The sequence below is a fragment of the Neoroseomonas alkaliterrae genome (assembly GCF_014199195.1).
Taxonomy (GTDB): domain Bacteria; phylum Pseudomonadota; class Alphaproteobacteria; order Acetobacterales; family Acetobacteraceae; genus Neoroseomonas; species Neoroseomonas alkaliterrae.
This window is the reverse complement of the sequence record NZ_JACIJE010000003.1, coordinates 243415-260104: the sequence shown is the minus strand read 5'-3', so window position 1 is coordinate 260104 and position 16690 is coordinate 243415. Positions and strand designations below refer to the sequence as shown.

Below are 16690 nucleotides of genomic sequence, written 5' to 3'. Positions count from 1 at the left end.
CGGAGTAACGGCCTTCGCGGCGGCGCGAAACCGCCTGATCGTCCCGGGAGCAAGCCATGGCCCGCAAGCCCACCGCGCGCGCGTTGCGTGCCCTCGATGACGCGCAGGAGGTCGTCCATGCGGCCTGGGATGCCTCCGGCGCTCGCCGGCGCGCCCTTGCCGAGCGCGCCCTGGCGCTGAGCCCGCTCTGCGCCGACGCCCATGTGATCCTCGCGATGGCGGAGCCGGCCGGATCGGAGGGCGCACTCGCGCATTGGCGCGCGGGGGTCGCGGCGGGGGAGGCGGCGATCGGCGCGGCCGGGTTCCGCGAGATGGAGGGGATGTTCTGGGGCTTCCTTGAAACCCGCCCCTACATGCGGGCGCGCCACGGCCTCGCCCACGCCTTGTGGGCGGCGGGCGAGAAGGCCGAGGCGATCGGCCATCTGGAGGCCATGCTGCGGCTCAATCCGAACGACAACCAGGGCGTGCGCTACGAGCTCATCGGCTGGCTGCTTGCCGAGGGGCGGGACGCGGCGGCGGCCGCGCTGCTCGACACCTATCCCGAGGAAGGCATGGCCGTCTGGCCCTGGGCCGCGGCGCTGCTCGCCTTCCGGCGGGCGGGCGCCGAAGCCGCGCGCGCGCCGCTTGCGGCGGCGATGAAGGCCAACCCCCATGTCGCGCCGCTGCTGGCCGGGACGAAGCGGATGCCCAAGCGCTCCCCTGCCTTCTATGGCTGGGGCGACGCCAACGAGGCGGTGGTCGCGGCCGAAGAGCTCGGCGCCGCCTGGGCGGCCACCCCGGGCGCGGCAGCCTGGCTGCGCGCGGCGCTGCCGCCGGCCCGGGCGGCGCGCCGCCCCAAGGCGGATCGCTGATCCGCGACCCCGGCCGCGCCTCAGCGCCGCGACCGCTCCACCAGATAGTCCAGGATGGCGGGCTTCGCGTCGTCGCAGTGGCAGGGGTGGCGGTCCATGAAGGCGGCGATCCAGGCCCGGCGCTCCTCGTCGCTGCCGCGCGGGATGGCGCGGATCACCCGCGCCTCCGAGCGGTGGCAGCCGCCGCCGCAGCCGCGCTCGTAGGCCTCGGCGCCGGTCGGCGAGGGTGGCTGCGCCGCGGCGGGCGCGATGCTGGCGAGCAGGGCCAGGAAGGCGATCAGCCGCATGGTCATCATCCCCTGGCCAGGAAGGCGAAGACATCGCCCTCGGCCCGCGCGCCCTCGACATGGCGGCGGTGCCAAAGAGCGTAGAAGAGGAGGTGCCAGGCGGCGAAGCCCTCGCGCTTGCCGCCCGCGGCGCGGAAAAGCGGCAGGATGCGGTCGGGCTTGGCGACCGCGGCGACGCCGGGCTGCGCCGCCACCAGCGGGGCGAGGCGCTCCGCCTCCTCCGCGATCCAGGCGCCGATCGGCACGGTGAAGCCCTGCTTGCGGCGGAACGGCTCGCTCGCCGGGAAGTGCCGCGCGAGCCATTGCCGAAGGATCCACTTGCCCTGCCTCTCGCGCACCTTCATCGCGTCGGGCAGGCGGAAGGCGGCCGCCGCCACGGCGGGGTCGAGGAAGGGCGTGCGCCCCTCCACGCCATGGGCCATCAGGCAGCGGTCGAGTTTCGCGAGCAGGTCGTTCGGCAGCCAGTCCGCGACATCGAGCGCCTGCGCCGCCTGCAGCCGGGTCCGCCCGGGCGTGGCGGCGGCGGCCGAGGCGGCCTCGATCCCGTCCCGCCAGAAGCGCGGCGGGGCGCGCAGCACGTCCAGCCGGTCGAAGGCGCCGTGGGCGCGCATCGCCTTGCCGCCCAGCCACCAGGGCTTCATCGCCGAGCGGTAGCGGCCATAGCCGCCGAAGATCTCGTCCCCGCCCTCACCCGAGAGCACGACCTTCACCTCCTCCCGCGCCCGGCGGGCGAGGAACCAGGTGGGGATGATGGCGTAATCCGCCGCCGGGTCGTCCATGCAGGCGACGATCTCCGGCAGGTGGGCGAAGACTTGCTGCCGCGTCACGTCGAGCGTGACGTGCCGCGCCCCGGCGGCGCGCGCGGCATGGGCGGCGGCCTCCCGCTCGTCGGCCGCGCCGGGGATGTCGAAGCCGGCGGTGAAGGCGAGGACGGGGCGGTCGTTGAGGCGCGCCATCAGAGCCAGCACGGCGGCCGAATCCGTGCCGCCCGAGAGGAACATGCCGTAGGGCACGTCGCTGCGCTGGTGCAGCTCCACGCTCTCCTGCAGGGCGGCGTCGAGGCGGGCGAGCGCCGCCTCCTCCGCGATCTCCTCGGGGCCGCCATCGGGCAGCGCGGCGCGGCGGCGGCGCTCGACGACCGCGCCATCGGCGATGACGAGGCTCTCGCCGGGCAGCAGGCGCGTGATGCCCTCGAAGATCGTCTCGGCGCCGGTGGTGAACTGCAGTTGCAGCAACTCGTGCAGTGCCGCCTCGCGCAGGCGCGGCGCGACGAGGCCCGCGGCGATCAGCGCCTGCGGCTCGGAGGCGAAGGCGATGCCCTGGGCGGTCTCGGCGAGGTAGAGCGGCTTGATGCCGAAGGGGTCGCGCGCCAGCACCACCTGCCTTGCGGCGCGGTCGTGGATGGCGAGCGCGTACATGCCGCGCAGATGCTCCGCGAAGCCCGCGCCGTCGCGGCGGAAGAGGTGCAGCGGCGGCTCGCAGTCCGAGCCGGTGGCGCAGGCGAGGCCGTGCTCGGCGCGCAATTCGCGGTAGTTGTAGATCTCGCCATTGGCCACGAGGCTCGCCGGCCCGGCATGCAGCGGCTGGTCCCCGGTCGCGAGGTCGATGATGGCAAGCCGCGTATGCGCGAGCGCGACATTGCCCTGCACATGGTGGCCATGCCCGTCCGGGCCGCGATGGGCGAGGGCGCGGGTCAGCGCCTCCAGCACGGCGGGCTCGGGTGTCGCGCCAGGTTTCAGGACGAGGCCGGCGATGCCGCACATCGCCTCAGGCCGCCTGCCGCTTCGGCGCCACGGCGGCGAGGAAGCCGCGCCAGCGCGCGAGCACCGCCGCCTCGGTGAAGTCGCGCGCAAAGGCCGCGCGCCCGGCGGCGGCGAGGCGCGCGGCGCGCTGCGGGTCGTCGAGCAGGCCGCGGATGGCGGCGGCGAGCGCCTCCGGCGCATCCACAGGCACGAGCACCCCGGTCTCGCCATCGGCGATCAGTTCGCTCGGCCCCTCAGCCGCCGCGGCGACCACGGGGCGCGAGGCGGACCACGCCTCGAGCACGATGTTGCCGAGCGGCTCGTGGCGCGAGGAGCAGACGAAGACATCGCAGGCCGCGAGCAGCGCGCCGACATCGCTCCGCCAGCCGAGGAAGGCGACGCGCCCGGCCACGCCCGCCTCGCGCGCCAGGGCTTCGAGCGCCGCGCGCTCCGGCCCTTCGCCGGCGATGGCGAGATGCGCCCGGGGCACCAGCGCCAGCGCGCGGATGGCGATGTCGAAGCCCTTGTTCGGATGCAGCCGCCCCATCGCGAGCAGGCGCGGCGCGGCACCCGGCAGCGCGGCCGGCGATGCGCCGGCGAGGTCGGCGACGAAGTTCGGCAGGTGGTGCGCGCGCGCCTCGGGCCAGCCCTGGGCGACGATCCAGCGCGTGATGTCGCGCGTATTGCCCACCAGATGGTCGCAGCGCCGGTAGTATTTCAGGTCATAGTAGCCGCCGAGCCTTCCCACCAACGTCCATGGCCCCTTCGGCGCGAAGCGCGCGGCGCGGTTCATCCAGGCCACGGTGACATCGGGCGCGAAGCCCTCCAGCACGCGCCGCAGCCGCGGGCCGGTCAGCAGGTCGAGCGCGCCGCCGAAGCCGAGCTCGACCGGGGCGAGCCCGCCCGCGCGCAGCCGCGCGGCGCGCTCGGGATCGCGGCGGATGACGGGCAGCACCTCCTCCCCCGCCGCATGGAGCGCGAGGCAGAGGCGTTCGTAGAAGCCTTCCGCGCCGCCGTGCCGCGCGCCGGCCATGACCTGCGCGAGCCTCATCGCCCGCCCCCGTGCTTCTCGGGCTCGAGCTTCGCCTTGAGGTAGGAGAGCAGCGGGAAGGCGCCGGTGCACAGCGCGAGCAGCACGCCCCAGCCGCCTTCCTTGTAGCCCTTGCGCGAGACGTAGGACTTGAACCCGCGCGAGAAGAAGCGCCGCAGATTGGCGGCGAGCGAGCCGATATCGCCGCTTGCGATCAGGTCCGCCGCCTTGGCCGAGGAATACTTGTCGAGCCGGCGCAGCATGTCCGAGATGTCGCGGTCCACCAGATGGATCAGCGCGCCGCGGGTGATGCGCGGCCCTTCCTCGCCCGTCCAGTCGAGGCCGGGATGCACGCGCTGCGCGCGCCAGCGCTTCGCGCCGCGACGGAACAGGCGCGGCACGGAGGTGGTGCCGAAACTCCCCGCCCAGCCATGGCGGATCAGCCGGCCGCCCACGTAGTTGTCCACCGGCACCTGGTGCCAGGCGAAGCGGCTCGTCGCGATGGTCTCGCGGATGGCCTCGGCGAGGGCGGCATCCACCCGCTCGTCCGCGTCCACTTCCAGGATCCAGTCGCCGGTGCAGGCGGCGATGCCGGTGTTGCGGCGCTCGCCCTCGAGTTCCCAGGCCCCCTCGATGACGCGCGCGCCGGCCGCGTGGGCGATCTCCGCGCTGGCATCCGTGCTGCGGTCGAGGACGACCACCACCTCGTCGGCGAAGGCGAGGGAGGCGAGGCACTCGGGCAGGCGCTCCTGCTCGTTGCGGGCGACGACGAGGGCGGACAGGCGCGGGGCGGTCATGGGAGGCCGACGCGATGGGTTGCGCCCCTGATCGAGCCCGTCCGCCGGATGCCCGTCCGAACCACTGGTTTCCAAAGGCCTTTCGGCCTTTGGTGGGGAGAGGTCCGGAGAGGGGCAAAGCCCCTCTCCGGGGCATCCGCGCGCGTCACGCCGCCGCCTCCGTCGCCACCGGCCGTGCCAGCAGCGCCGCCGCCTGTTCGGCGACGCGGGTCGCGCTCAGCGCCCCCATCGGCGCCGCGCCGGGCGGTCCCTTGGCCAGCACCGCGAGCGCCCGCGCGCCGACGGGCGCGTATTCCGAGGCCGGGGTGGGCCCGAACAGGCCGATGGTCGGCGTGCCGGTGGCGGCCGAGAGGTGCATCAGCCCCGAATCATTGCCCACGAACAGCGCGCAGCGGGCCAGCACCGCCGCCGCTTCCGGCAGGTCGAGCCGGCCCACGAGGTCGAGCGCCCCCGGCAGGCCGGCGAGGACCGGCGCGGCCATGGCGCGCTCCTGCTCGCCGGGGCCGCCGAGCACGGCGATGCGCGCGCCTTCGAGCGCGCCGCCCGGCCCGGTCAGCAGGCGGGCGAGGGTGAGGAAGCGGTCCGCCGGCCAGACCTTGCGCGCCCAGTTGGCGGTGGGGCCGAGCGCCAGGACCGGGGCGCCGGCGGGCAGGAGGGTCTCGGCGCGGGCTTCCTCCTCGGGGCCGAACCAGGCGACCGGCCGCGGCGCGGGGCTGAGGCCGAGGGTCTCGGCGATGTGCAGGATGCGGTGCCCGGGGCGGCGGCCGCCGCGCATCACCGCCCGCCGCCGCGCCGGCAGCAGCCAGGCGATGGCCGAGCCGCGCAGGTCCACCACCAGGTCCCAGCGGCGGAAGGCGACCTGCGCCCAGAGGCCCAGCCAGTGCAGCCCGTAGCGCTTCTTCTCGATCGGGATGATGCGCTCGAGCGCGGGCATGCGGCGGAACACGCCCTCCGCCACGCGGCCCACCGCCACGGTGAAGCGCGCCTCGGGATGGGCCTGCATCAGGTGATCCAGCAGCCCGGTCGAGAGCACGGCATCGCCGATCCGGGTCGAGGTGATGAAGAGGATGCGCACCGCGCGCGCTTACCACGCCCGGCCCGCGCGGGGGAGGTTGCAGCGGCGGCCGGGCCGGCACACTTCTCGGGGCATGAGTCTCGCATACCTGCCGGAACGGGGCGTGCTGGAGGTTTCGGGCCCGGACCGGGTCGGCTTCCTGCAGGGCCTCGTCTCCAACGACGTGTCCGACATCCCGGGCGGGCAGGCCGTCTGGGCGGCGCTGCTGACGCCGCAGGGCAAGTGGCTGGCGGATTTCTTCGTCATGGCCGGCGGCGAAAGCCTGCTGCTCGATGCCGAGCGGGAGCAGGTGCCGATGCTCGCGCAGCGCCTCGCGCGGTTCCGGCTGCGCGCCAGGGTCGCGCTGCGGGATGCCTCCGCGGAGTGGCACGTCCATGCCGCCTGGGGTCCGGGCACGCCACCGGAAGGCCTCGTCGCGCGCGACCCCCGGCTGCCGGAGGCGGGATGGCGCGTGCTGTCGCCCGCGCCGCTCGCGGGGCCGGAGACGGCCGCGGATTACGATCGCCACCGCCTCGCCCTCGGCCTGCCGGACGGGTCGCGGGACATGGAGGCGGAGAAGTCCGTGCTGCTCGAAGCCGGCTTCGACGAGCTGAACGGGGTGTCTTGGACCAAGGGCTGCTACATGGGCCAGGAGCTGACGGCGCGCACGCGCTATCGCGGCCTTATCAAGCGGCGGCTCGTGCCGGTGGCGGTGGAGGGCGCGCTGCCGCCGCGCGGCACGCCGGTCACGGACGGGGCCGGCACCGAGGTTGGCGAGATGCGCTCCGGCCGCGACGGGCTCGCGCTCGCGCTGCTCAGGATCGAGGCGCTGGACCGCGCCCCGCTGCGCGCCGCGGGCGCGGTGCTGACCCCGCGCATCCCCGCCTGGATGCGCCTTCCGGCGCGCGAGCAGGCATGAGCGAGGCACCCGACCACGGCCCGGGCGTGCGCGTCCCGCCCCCCGTCATGGTGGGGCTGGTGCTGGCGGCGGCGTGGCTGCTGCAGCGCGTGGCGCCGGTGCCGCTCGGCCCGCCGCTGCCCGAGCCGGGCGCGCTGGTGATCTTCGCCGCGCTGGGCCTGATCGGCTGGGCGGTGCTGGTGCTGGTCAGGGCGGGCAACGACCCCCGGCCCGACAAGCCGGATGCGGCGCTGGTCGAGTCCGGGCCGTTCCGCTTCAGCCGCAACCCGATCTATCTCGGCTTCCTGCTCGCGGTGGCGGGCTTCGCGCTGCGCTGGGGGGATCTCTGGGGCTGGATCGCGCTGGCGGTCAGCCATCTGCTGCTCGACCGGCTGGTGGTGGCGCGCGAGGAGGCCTATCTCGCGACCCGCTTCGGCGCGGCCTATGCGGCCTACCGGGGCCGGGTGCGGCGCTGGCTGTGATGCCGGCGGGCCAGGCATTCGATCCCTCGCCGGCGGGGCGGCGGCCGCGCGAGCGCAGGCGCTGACAGGCTGATCCTTCGCGCGCCGGCCATGCCGCGCCTCTTTACCGGTGGTTGACGCCTCGTCGCCAGGATGGGCCGGCCATGACGAGCCCGACCGCCGCCCCCCGACCGGCCGCGCCGCCATCCGCGCCCGTCGCGCGCACCGCCAAGCACCGGGACTTCAAGCCGGCGCTGGCGCGCGCCACGCCGGCGGCCACGCCCACGCCGAGGCCGGTCGTGCAGCCCGCCGTCGCGCGCGGCCCCGCGCCGGCGGCGGTGCCGGTGGTGGCGCGGCCAGCCCTGCCTGCCGCGTTGCAGCCGCCCGGCCTGCGCCCCTGGGAGGCGCAGACCAACGCCACCTTCCGCCAACGCATCGCCGAGGCCGAGCGCAGCGCCGAACACCAGCGCGACGGCTACGGGCTGCGCAACCCCTCCTCCGGCGCGCTCGGGCGCTACCAGTTCCTGCCCGTCGCGCTGCGCGACATCGGCTGGATGGACGAATCGGGCGGGTGGACCGCGGCGGCCGCACGCCACGGCGCGACCGACGAGGCGGCCTTCCTCGCGAGCCCCGAGGCGCAGGAGGCGGCGATGACCGCCTATCTCGCGCGGCAGGAGACGATCCTGGACCGGATGGGCATGCTCGGCGCCGCGGGGACGACCATCACCGGCCTGGACGGCCAGCCGATCGCGCTGAGCGAGAGCGCGCTCGTGGCCGCCGCGCACCGGCGCGGGGCGGGGACGCTCGCGCGCTACCTCGCGCACCGCACCGGAACGCCCGATGCGCCGCTGACGCCCGCGCAGCGCGCCGCCTTCGCGAGCATCGAGCACAGGCTGCGGGGCTTCGCCGATGTCGCCTACACCAGCGAAAGGCCGGGCAACCGGATGATCGCGCGCGGCGCCACGCCCGCGGCCTGAAGCCGCCGGTCCCTGACAGGATCGAGGCGCGATCGGGCGGAGGCTGGCTGCGCGGAAATCGGTGGCGGACGACGCCTGCGGCGGACGCCGACGGGATCCGCGCCGGGGCAGCCCCTTCACTCTGGTCCGCTGCCGCGAGCACGGCCGCTCCTGGCCGCGAGGACGCCGCGCGCGATCATGGTGTTCGGCGTTCGGGCCAGCCACTGCCGCGCGCCCCGGCTCACGCCAGCGACGCCTGTCCCCGATCTTCCGGCGGCGCCGTCATCCTGCCGCGTGCTCCCACCCGGCCGGGACCCGCGCCAGCGCCATTCGCTCACGCCCCGTGTCGCGGAGACGCCTTCCGCCCCGCGCCTTCACGAGCATCTTTCCCCGATCAGCGGTTCGTCCTGATCGGGATCCGCGCTACCGGCGCGCCTTGCCCTTGGCGATCTCGCGCTCGATCGAGGCGCGCTCGGTCGCGCCGGAGCGGCGCATGATCTCCCGCACGATCGCGGGCGAGACGCGGTGGCGCTTCGCGAGCAGGGCGATCTCGGCGTCCCTCTCCGCCTCGGTCGGCGGCGGGGCGGCCTCGGCATTCGTGCGTGTCATCGTCGTGTCCCTGGTGGCGGGCCGCGCCCGGCGCGCCCGCCCCTGTGTTGATGGCGCTACTTGTTCCGCGCCTTGCGCGCGGCATAGCGCGCATCGCGGCGCGCCTTCTGCTCGGCGGCGAGCGCCAGCGCGCGGGCCTTCTTCTCGGCATCGAGCAGCGCGGCGCGCTCGGCCAGTTCCATCGCGGCCGCGGCGGCCTCGCGCGCGGCCTCGGCCTCGCGCCGCGCCTGCTCGGCGGCCTCGCGCGCGGCCTCGGCCTGGCGCGCGGCCTCCTCGGCGGCGAGGCGCTTGGCCTCCTCGGCGGCGGCGATGCGCGCGGCCTCGGCGGCGGCGGCGCGGGCGGCCTCACGTTCGGCGCGGCGCTTCTCGCGCTCCTCGGCGGCGGCGCGCTGCGCGGCGAGGCGCGCCTGCACGGCCGGGTCGTTCGGCCCCGGCAGGGCGCGGAAGCGGTCCTGGATCTCCTTGCGGGCGCGTTCCGCGGCCTCGCGGCGGGCGTTGAAATCGTCGCGCTTGCTGAACTGCATCGTTGGTCGCTGCTGTCCCTTGGCTCGGGTGGTTGTGGGGCCGTCGCGTCACCCGAGGATGTCGAGGACGATCTGGCGGATCTCGGCTTGCGTGAGGCTGGTGCCGAGGGGCTGAGGCGCGGCCGCGCTCGCGGCCGGGATGCTGCGCGCGGGGATGGCCCGCGGGCTGCGGTTGCGAATGGTCATGGCTCGAGTTTCTTCGTTCTTGGCGAAGCCGCCCTGCCGGGCGGTCGCGCATCGGTGGTCAAGGCGGGCGGCTGTTGCGCCGCGCCGCGCCGGGGAGGGGCCGTCAGGCCCTGCGGATGTTGGTGGCCGAGGTGCGGCCCTGCTGGCCGCGCTGCAGGTCGTAGGCGAGCCTGTCGCCTTCCTGCGGCGTGCCGATGCCGGAGCGCTCGACGTCGGAGATGTGGAGGAAGACGTCCTTCGAGCCGTCCTCGGGTTGGATGAAGCCGTAGCCCTTGGTGGCGTTGAACCACTTGATGGTGCCGTTCGACATGGGAAGTTCCGATCAAACACGTGTGCCGGCCGCGCCTGATGACGCGACGGATCAATCTTCGGCTGAGGGCGGGTGGCGGGACCGGCACTGCGATGAGGCCGATGGGCGCGCAACAGGACAAGAGCGAAAGTGATAAGGCCGTATAGGCCATCACGCCGCGCAATGGAAGGAGGAGTTTCGCGCGCCGCAACCGCCCGCGGCTCGTGCCGCGCTTCCGGGCGCGGCGGCGGCGGGCTAGTGGTCGCCTCATGCAAGATGATCTTCTCCTGGCCGATGCCGTGCTCTGGCGCGGCGACGGCGCGATGCTCGATCCCCTGACGCTGCGCTGGCAGGAAAGGCCATCCAGGCCGACCGGCAAGGCGCGGCCCGTCTCCGCGACCGAGGCGGCGCGCTGGGTGCTGACGCAGGGCGGCGGACGGCGCCTGCCGGTGGCGATCATCGGCCCGCGCGAGCCGACGCCGCGCGCGCTTGCGGATGCCGAGGCGGTGGGGCGGGCGCTGGCCTTGCTTGGCTTCCCGCTGATCTGCGGCGGCCGGGGCGGGGCGATGGAGGCGGCCTCGCGCGGCTGCGCGGCGGCGGGCGGGCTGATGATCGGCATCCTGCCCTCGGAGGATTGGCGGGAGGCCAATCCGCATGTCGCCATCCCGCTCGCCACCGGCATCGGGGAGGCGCGCAACGCCATCATCGCCACCGCGGCCTTCGCGCTGGTCTCGGTCGGCGGCCGCGAGGAGCCGGTGAGCTACGGCACGATCAGCGAGATGGCCTTCGGTCTGCGCCACGGCCGGCTCGTGATCGGCATGGAGGAGGCGCCCGACCTGCCCGGCGTGGTGCGCTGCGCCACGGCGGAGGAGGCGGCGGCGCGGGTGGCGGCGCGGTATCTCGGGCTCGCTCCGCCATCGCGGGCGCCGGCGGCCGGCTGAAGGCCGCGCGCCGCGGTCCCCGCTGCGGCAACGGCATCCGCCAGAGGGGGGCTCGCGCAGCGGATCGGTCATGCCGCCGGTCGCCTGCCGGTCCTCCATTCGCCGCCGCCGCGGATGGCCCATCCGTCGCACCGGGCGGGCAGATGCGGTTGCGCCGGGACCGGCGCGAGGCCCTTCGCCCGCCGCTGTTCGGCCGGATGAGTCGGGCCCCCATCCTCGCGCCGATCCGGCGCAGGCCCCGAGGCGGATGCATCCGCCCGCTGCCGCGGTTATGCGAGGCGCGTGCACGCATATCCCCTACAAGGGCATCGAGCCGACGCCTCCGACTCCGCGTCCGCGGCACGGCCAGGATGCCGCGCCGGCAGCCCTTTCCGGCGTCCGGCACGAAGGATTGAAATGCTCTCGACGACTGTCTGCCTGATCTCGCCCGGCGACGCCGCGGATCCCGTGACGCACCACGCCCTTCTGCGCATCGGCAGGGTTCTCGCCGATGCCGGGCGGGATGTGTCCATCGCCGTGGCGGGCGGCAGCGATCGTGCAGCGGGCCCCTCCGATCCCGCGGTCCCCGTCAATCCCATTCCGCCGATATCCGGGTTCCAGGCATCCGAGGCAGTCCTGCGCAGCCTTGCCGTGCTCCGGCATCTGCGCGAGCGGCCAGCGGGCCTCGTGATCGCGCCGGAATCCGGCGGCATGGCGTTCCATGTGGCCCTTGCCCGCCGGCTCGGCCTCGCGTTCCAGGGCACGCGCCTCTTGATGCTCTGCCTCGGCCCGCGCGCGATGCGGGCCGCGTTGGACGGCCGGCTGCCCGCCGGCCGGGAGGATCTCGCGCTCGATCATCTCGAGCGCTGCTCGGTCGCCTGGGCCGACGCCGCGGTCTCGCCCTGCGGCACGGTCTTCGATTGGATGGAGGGCGAAGGATGGACGATGCCTGAGTGCCGGTCCGTCCTGCCTCCACCCTTCCCGGAGCCAGAGGCCGGCGGCGTCGCGCCGGAGCCCGGCAAGGAGATCCTGTTCGTCGGCGACCTTCGCCGCGCCGACGGCCTGCCGCTCTTCGTCCAGGCGCTGCAGCGCCTCGCGCCGGAGCGTCTGGGCGGCTGGCGCGTGACGCTGCTCGGCGAGCGCGGTCGCGATGCCTGGTCCTGGGATCCGTCGGCATGGCTCGCGCAGGCGATGCCGGCAGGCCTGCCCTGGTGCATCGAGGCGCGGCCCGATGCCGGGGGGCTCGCGGCGCGGCTGTCGAGGCCCGGCGCGGTGGTCGTGCTGCCCGCATGCGGGCCGGTGCCCGAGGCCGCGCGGATCTGCCTCGCGCATGGCATCCCCTTCATCGGCCTGGATCTGCCCGCGCTCAGGGCGCTGGTGCCCGAGGAGCGGCGGGCCGCCCTGGCGGCGCCCAACCCGGGTGCGCTCGCCGCCGCGATCGCGGCGGCGCTGCGGGAGCCAACCGTCCCCTGCCCGCGCCAGGCCGCGGCCTTCGCCGCAGCCGGCGCCTGGCGGGATCTCATCGCGGGCATTCCCGGCCCGGCCGGCGCGGCAGAGCGGCGCGCCGCTGGTTCCGCCCTTTCGGTGGTGCTGGTGCATCGCAACCGGCCAGCCCTGCTCGCCCAGGCGCTCGACGGCCTGCGGGGGCAGACGCTCGAGGGCTTCGAGGTCGTGCTGGTGGATGACGGGTCCGACCAGCCGGACGCCCTGGCCGCGCTCGACCGGCTCGAACCGGACTTCGCCGGCCGCGGCTGGCGCATCCTCCGCGGGCCCAACCGGGGTCTCGGCGGCGCGCGCAATGCCGGATGGCGGGCGGCGCGCGGTCGCTTCGTCCTGTTCCACGACGACGACAACATCGCCCTTCCCCGACAGCTTGAGACGCTGCTCGCCGCCGCATGCCATTCGGGCGCGGCCGTGCTCACCAGCTTCTTCGAAACCTTCACGGGCGAGGAACCGGACGGGGATGCTGGCGGGCCGTCCCGGGGCGTTCTCGCGATGCTCGGCGGGGCGCTCTCCCTGGGCCTGTTCGAGAACTGCTTCGGCGACGCGCATGCCCTCGTGCGTCGCGACGTGCTCGAGGCGCTCGGCGGCTTTTCCGAACACGTCGGTCTCGGTCACGAGGACTGGGAATTCTTCGCGCGTGCCGCGATCGCGGGCCATGAGATCCTCGCGGTCCCCGAGGTGCTGTTCCGCTATCGCATCGCCCAGGATTCCATGATCCGCGCGAGGCCGGACGTGGAGCCCGACTACCGGCGCAATCTCTCGGCATACGAAGCCCTGGTGCCCGAACCGGTTCGGGCCGCGCTGCAGCTGGGCTTCGCCGACACCCATCGGCTGGCGGCGGCGGCCGACAGGCTGGCGAGCGTGGAAGCCACGAGACACCAGGCAGAGGCCGCCGCGGCCGCGGCGCGAGGGGAGACCGCGGCGCTGCTCGAGAGGCTCGAGCGGACGCGCCGTGAGCGCGATGCGGCCGAGGCCGAACTGCTCCGCATCGCGGCGGAGGCGCGCGCCATGGCCGGCGCGGTTGCGACATCGGCCTCGTTCCGCGCCCTTGGCAGGCTGCGCCGCCTGCTCGGCCGCCCGGCGACGGACCCGCCGGCCGATCTTCAGCCCGCGGGGGAGGAGGTTGCGCGGCTCCTGCGGCTGCTGGATTCGGCGGGCTGGGACGCCACCGGCCCGCTGCGCCTGCTTGGCCGGCTGCTCGGGCGCCGGTGATCAGCGGCGGCGCAGCGCCCTGACCACGCGCCCGGCGGCGCCGCGCAGCGTGCGCAGCGGCGGACCGAGGAGGGGCGCCTCGTAGAGCCGCGCATAAGCGCGCAGAACACGCCAGCCGCGGGAGGCCCGAATGGTCGCGAGTTCCGCCTCACGCGCCGCCAGAGCGGCGCGCAGCGCGCTGGTGTCGGCGGGCGACGGCGCGCGATCCGGGTGGCGGAGGCGGATCGCGTCGCGCTCGGCGGCGGCCCGCGCCGCCGCGGCCCGCGCGTCGGCAAGCGCGGCCCGCGCCGTTTCCAGCCGTTGCGCGTCGAGCAGCGCCGCGCGCTGGCAATCGGCGAGGCGCTCGGCCCATTCCTGCGGTGCGGGAGGCGCGGCGGATTGCGCGGCGGCGAGTTCGCGCAGCAGGCGCGCATTCTCGGCGCGCAGCCATTCGACGGCACGCCAGGTCGAGACCCATGCCTCGAACGCGACCGGCGCCGCCGCGACGGTCGCGACGGCCGGCACCCCCCAGGCCGCGACAGCGAAGGACGCAAGGCCCGCATCCACCCGGTGCGCCCGCTGCGCGGGCAACAGATGCGCGGCACCGGCCGGCGCGCCGTCCAGCATCGCGTCCAGCCCCTCGCGGTCGGTGCCGCAGAGCGGCGAACCCTCGGGCAGGATGGCGAAGCCCTGCAGGGGCATGCCGAGCCAGAACCCGTCGGCGGGGCCGAGCACCGCTTCCGTCACCGCGCGGAAAGTCTCCGGCTTATAGGCATGGCGATGGAAGGGGTTGGTGGATGCGCGCCCGTCCTGGCCCTCGTTGGGCGCGCTGATCAGGATGCCGCCGCCGGGGGCGAGCAGGGCGCGCAGCCCCTCCAGGAAAGGCCGCGGATCCGTGAGGTGCTCGATGGTCTCGAAACTCACGATCAGGTCGAAGGGCGCCTGATCGGCCAGCAGGCGGGGGAGGTCCGCGGCGTCGCCGGCGCGGAACGCCACGCCCTCCCGGCCGAACCGGGCGCGCGCGAGAGCGACCGCCTCCTCCGCGATGTCCACGCCCACAACCTGCGCCGCGCCGGCGGCGGCCAGCATCGCGCTGCCGTAGCCCTCGCCGCAGGCGACATCGAGCACCCGCCGCCCGCGGCACAAGCCGGCGGCGAAGGCGTAGCGGACGACATGCTCGGCGGCGAGCATGGAGTCGTAGGCCATGGCGCCGGGCGCCAGATGGAGCCGCTCCACCGTCATGCGGCATCCCCCTCCCTGCCGTACAGCGCGGCCACATGCGCGACGTGGGCGGCGGGCGCATGGCGGTGCTCCAGCCGCCGCAGCGCCTCGGTGGCGAGGCGGCAGCGCAGCGCCGGGTCGCCGACCAGGCGCAGGATGGCCTCCGCATAGGCCTCCGCCGCCGCGTCCTCGTCCGCGATCGGCGGCAGCAGGATGCCGCTCACGCCGTCCTCCACGATCTCGCCGATGCCGCCGACATCGGGCGCGATGACGGGAAGCCCGGCGGCGATCGCCTCCATCACCGCATTGGGCATGCCGTCGTACCAGGAGGTGTAGATGAAGGCGTCGTGTGCCGCCGCGTCCAGTTCCCCGAACGCCGCGTAGCCGCCGTGCCAGGCGAGGTTCGGCCTGCCTTCCAGGAGCGCCGTGTCGAAGGCGCCGAGCACGGCGCGGCCGTGCATCTCGATGCGCAGGGCGGGATCGCGCGCGGCGAGACGGTCGGCGATGCGCGGGACGAGTTCGGGCCGCTTCTCGGGATCGAGGCGCGAGGCCCACAGCACGCGGCGCCGGGTGACGCGGCTCGCCGCAGCGATGGCCGCGGCGTCGGTCGCCGGCGCCCGCCGGCCCGGCAGGCAGGTGAAGCGCTCCGGCCAAAGCCCGATGCGTTCCCGGTCGCGCGCGGCAAGCCGTTCGGTGTCGGTCACCACGCGCGCGAGGTCGGGGATGTGCTCGGACACGAAGGTGAAGCCGGTTGCCTGCACGAAGAGGTCGCCATCATCGCGCAGCGTCGCATCGCTGAAGCGGTAGAACCACGTCTGATGGGAGCCCAGCACGGCGCGGTAGGCCCGAAAGAAGTCGCAGGCGAAGGCGGAATCGCGGAGGTGGAGCCGCGCCTGCGGTGCGCGCGCCTCGACAAGGCGCAGGGCGATCAGCGATCGGTCAGCCATCGGAAGGTCCGGCCACCGCCGGCCGATGTCGAGCGTCACCGTCGCGGGAAGCCGGGGCGCCGGCCCGCCGCCGTCCGGCGGGGTCTCGCCGAACAGCACCAGCCGCCGGCGCCGGGGGAAGGCCTCGGCCAGCGCCTCGAGAAGATTGGCGAAGTAGAGTTCCGCGCCGCCGGTGCCGGCGAAGGGCAGCAGGAAGACATCGTCGAAGGGGGCTTCGCCGGCCAGCGCCTCGCAGGCTTCGAACCACGCGCGTCCGGCCGCGATGGCGCGCTCGGTGACGTTGCCCAGGAATGCCCCGCAGCCGCGCAGCGCCGCGATGTCCACCTCCGGGTCTATGGCGTTGGCCGCGCGGATCAGCGCGCGCAGCACCGGCCGGTCGAGATCCGCGGGGCGGGCGGCGTGGTCCGCATGGCGGAAGGCCCAGGGCAGGGCGCCGGTCCGTGCATGGGCTTCGCGGCCAAGACGGAGGATCGTGGCGGGTTCGTGCAGCGGGTTGGGCGGGATCTGATCCACCGAGAGCGTCACGGCCTGGCGCAGCAGGCTGCCTGCCCTCTGGCGATAGAACAGCACCGTGTCGCGCGCGATGCGGATGTCATGGCCGCGCGCGACGCAGGCCGCGTTGAAGTCCCAATCCTCATAGGCATAGCCCGTCGTCACGCGGAGGTCGCGATAGGGCGTCTCGAGGAACGCCTCGCGCCGCGCGAAGGCCCGCGAGGTGTAGGGATGCAGCTGCAGGAAGGCGAGCGGGGTGACGCGTTCGAGCGGATGGTAGCGCACCACATGGGCGCGCGCGCCGAAGGCCATCAGCCATTCCGGGAAATGGAGGCAGCGCGGCGGCGCGGCGCGCGCGCAGCGCAGCATGTCGGCCAGCATGTTGAAGGAGACGAGGTCGTCCCCGTCGCAGATCGCCACGAACTCGCCGGAGGCGGCGGCGATGCCGTCGTTGCGCGACGGGCCGAGGGAGCCGTTGTCCACCTCGATCACGCGCATCGCCTCGAAGGCATCGGGCGCGAAGCCCGCCAGCGCGGCGCGGGTCGCGTCATCGGCACGGTCGAGCACGGCGACGAGTTCGGTGCGCACGCCGAAGCGGCGGGCGTAGCGATCCGCCTCCGCGAGCGAGCGCAGCGTCCGGTGCACCAGCGGGCCTTCGCGATGCAGGGTGAGGATCAGGGAGATGTCAGGCCGCGCAGTCATGCTCGGCGCGCGGGATGCCATGTTCGCAGC

Annotated in this window: 17 protein-coding genes; 6 read left to right on the top strand and 11 right to left on the bottom strand. The window is 75.0% G+C overall.

The window, feature by feature from the left end; translation table 11 throughout:
• The first annotated feature begins 56 nt into the window (after nucleotides 1–56).
• Nucleotides 57–851, top strand: coding sequence for a tetratricopeptide repeat protein (locus tag FHS88_RS07275; RefSeq protein WP_184483050.1), 795 nt, complete (start codon nucleotides 57–59; stop codon nucleotides 849–851).
• 20 nt (nucleotides 852–871) lie between these two features.
• Here the strand turns inward: FHS88_RS07275 and FHS88_RS07270 are convergent, their stop codons facing one another.
• The 5 genes from FHS88_RS07270 to FHS88_RS07250 form a co-directional block, all read right to left on the bottom strand.
• Nucleotides 872–1144, bottom strand: coding sequence for a hypothetical protein (locus tag FHS88_RS07270; protein WP_184483048.1), 273 nt, complete (start codon nucleotides 1142–1144; stop codon nucleotides 872–874).
• A complete protein-coding gene (gene asnB, locus FHS88_RS07265) occupies nucleotides 1144–2901 on the bottom strand; it encodes an asparagine synthase (glutamine-hydrolyzing) (RefSeq protein ID WP_184483046.1) in 1758 nt (585 codons plus the stop codon). The genes FHS88_RS07270 and asnB overlap by 1 nt, the downstream gene beginning before the upstream one ends.
• 4 nt (nucleotides 2902–2905) lie before the next feature.
• A complete protein-coding gene (locus FHS88_RS07260; RefSeq protein WP_184483044.1) occupies nucleotides 2906–3931 on the bottom strand; it encodes a glycosyltransferase in 1026 nt (341 codons plus the stop codon).
• Nucleotides 3928–4707 carry a glycosyltransferase family 2 protein gene (locus FHS88_RS07255; RefSeq protein ID WP_184483041.1) on the bottom strand — a complete coding sequence of 260 codons (780 nt, stop codon included), beginning with the start codon at nucleotides 4705–4707 and terminating at the stop codon, nucleotides 3928–3930. Before FHS88_RS07255 ends, FHS88_RS07260 begins: the two co-directional genes overlap by 4 nt.
• A 145-nt stretch (nucleotides 4708–4852) precedes the next feature.
• On the bottom strand, nucleotides 4853–5782 hold the full coding sequence (locus FHS88_RS07250; RefSeq protein ID WP_184483038.1) for a glycosyltransferase family 9 protein: 930 nt from the start codon (nucleotides 5780–5782) through the stop codon (nucleotides 4853–4855).
• A gap of 73 nt (nucleotides 5783–5855) precedes the next feature.
• On the opposite strand from FHS88_RS07250, the gene ygfZ reads away from it, so the two are divergent.
• The 3 genes from ygfZ to FHS88_RS07235 all read left to right on the top strand — a co-directional run bounded on the left by ygfZ (nucleotide 5856) and on the right by FHS88_RS07235 (nucleotide 8097).
• A complete protein-coding gene (gene ygfZ / locus FHS88_RS07245) occupies nucleotides 5856–6680 on the top strand; it encodes a CAF17-like 4Fe-4S cluster assembly/insertion protein YgfZ (RefSeq protein WP_184483035.1) in 825 nt (274 codons plus the stop codon).
• On the top strand, nucleotides 6677–7141 hold the full coding sequence (locus tag FHS88_RS07240; protein ID WP_184483031.1) for a methyltransferase family protein: 465 nt from the start codon (nucleotides 6677–6679) through the stop codon (nucleotides 7139–7141). Before ygfZ ends, FHS88_RS07240 begins: the two co-directional genes overlap by 4 nt.
• A 143-nt stretch (nucleotides 7142–7284) precedes the next feature.
• A complete protein-coding gene (locus tag FHS88_RS07235) occupies nucleotides 7285–8097 on the top strand; it encodes a hypothetical protein (RefSeq protein ID WP_184483028.1) in 813 nt (270 codons plus the stop codon).
• 402 nt (nucleotides 8098–8499) lie between these two features.
• Here FHS88_RS07235 and FHS88_RS07230 read toward each other — a convergent pair whose 3' ends face one another.
• From FHS88_RS07230 to FHS88_RS07215, 4 genes are all read right to left on the bottom strand, one after another.
• On the bottom strand, nucleotides 8500–8685 hold the full coding sequence (locus FHS88_RS07230) for a hypothetical protein (protein ID WP_184483026.1): 186 nt from the start codon (nucleotides 8683–8685) through the stop codon (nucleotides 8500–8502).
• A 56-nt stretch (nucleotides 8686–8741) separates the two neighbouring features.
• On the bottom strand, nucleotides 8742–9209 hold the full coding sequence (locus FHS88_RS07225) for a DUF6481 family protein (protein ID WP_184483023.1): 468 nt from the start codon (nucleotides 9207–9209) through the stop codon (nucleotides 8742–8744).
• 48 nt (nucleotides 9210–9257) lie between these two features.
• Nucleotides 9258–9395, bottom strand: a complete 138-nt coding sequence (locus tag FHS88_RS07220; protein WP_184483021.1) for a hypothetical protein — start codon at nucleotides 9393–9395, stop codon at nucleotides 9258–9260.
• Between the two features lie 103 nt (nucleotides 9396–9498).
• Nucleotides 9499–9705 carry a cold-shock protein gene (locus FHS88_RS07215; RefSeq protein WP_184483018.1) on the bottom strand — a complete coding sequence of 69 codons (207 nt, stop codon included), beginning with the start codon at nucleotides 9703–9705 and terminating at the stop codon, nucleotides 9499–9501.
• Between the two features lie 248 nt (nucleotides 9706–9953).
• Here FHS88_RS07215 and FHS88_RS07210 point away from each other — a divergent pair, with 248 nt between their 5' ends.
• Nucleotides 9954–10625, top strand: coding sequence for an SLOG cluster 4 domain-containing protein (locus FHS88_RS07210; protein ID WP_184483015.1), 672 nt, complete (start codon nucleotides 9954–9956; stop codon nucleotides 10623–10625).
• 396 nt (nucleotides 10626–11021) lie between these two features.
• The gene (locus FHS88_RS07205) at nucleotides 11022–13319 is read left to right on the top strand and encodes a glycosyltransferase (protein WP_184483012.1); all 2298 of its coding nucleotides are present in this window, start codon (nucleotides 11022–11024) and stop codon (nucleotides 13317–13319) included.
• Here FHS88_RS07205 and FHS88_RS07200 read toward each other — a convergent pair whose 3' ends face one another.
• The gene (locus tag FHS88_RS07200) at nucleotides 13320–14540 is read right to left on the bottom strand and encodes a class I SAM-dependent methyltransferase (protein ID WP_184483009.1); all 1221 of its coding nucleotides are present in this window, start codon (nucleotides 14538–14540) and stop codon (nucleotides 13320–13322) included.
• Nucleotides 14537–16660, bottom strand: coding sequence for a glycosyltransferase (locus FHS88_RS07195; protein ID WP_184483007.1), 2124 nt, complete (start codon nucleotides 16658–16660; stop codon nucleotides 14537–14539). Before FHS88_RS07195 ends, FHS88_RS07200 begins: the two co-directional genes overlap by 4 nt.
• Between the last annotated feature and the right edge of the window lie 30 nt (nucleotides 16661–16690).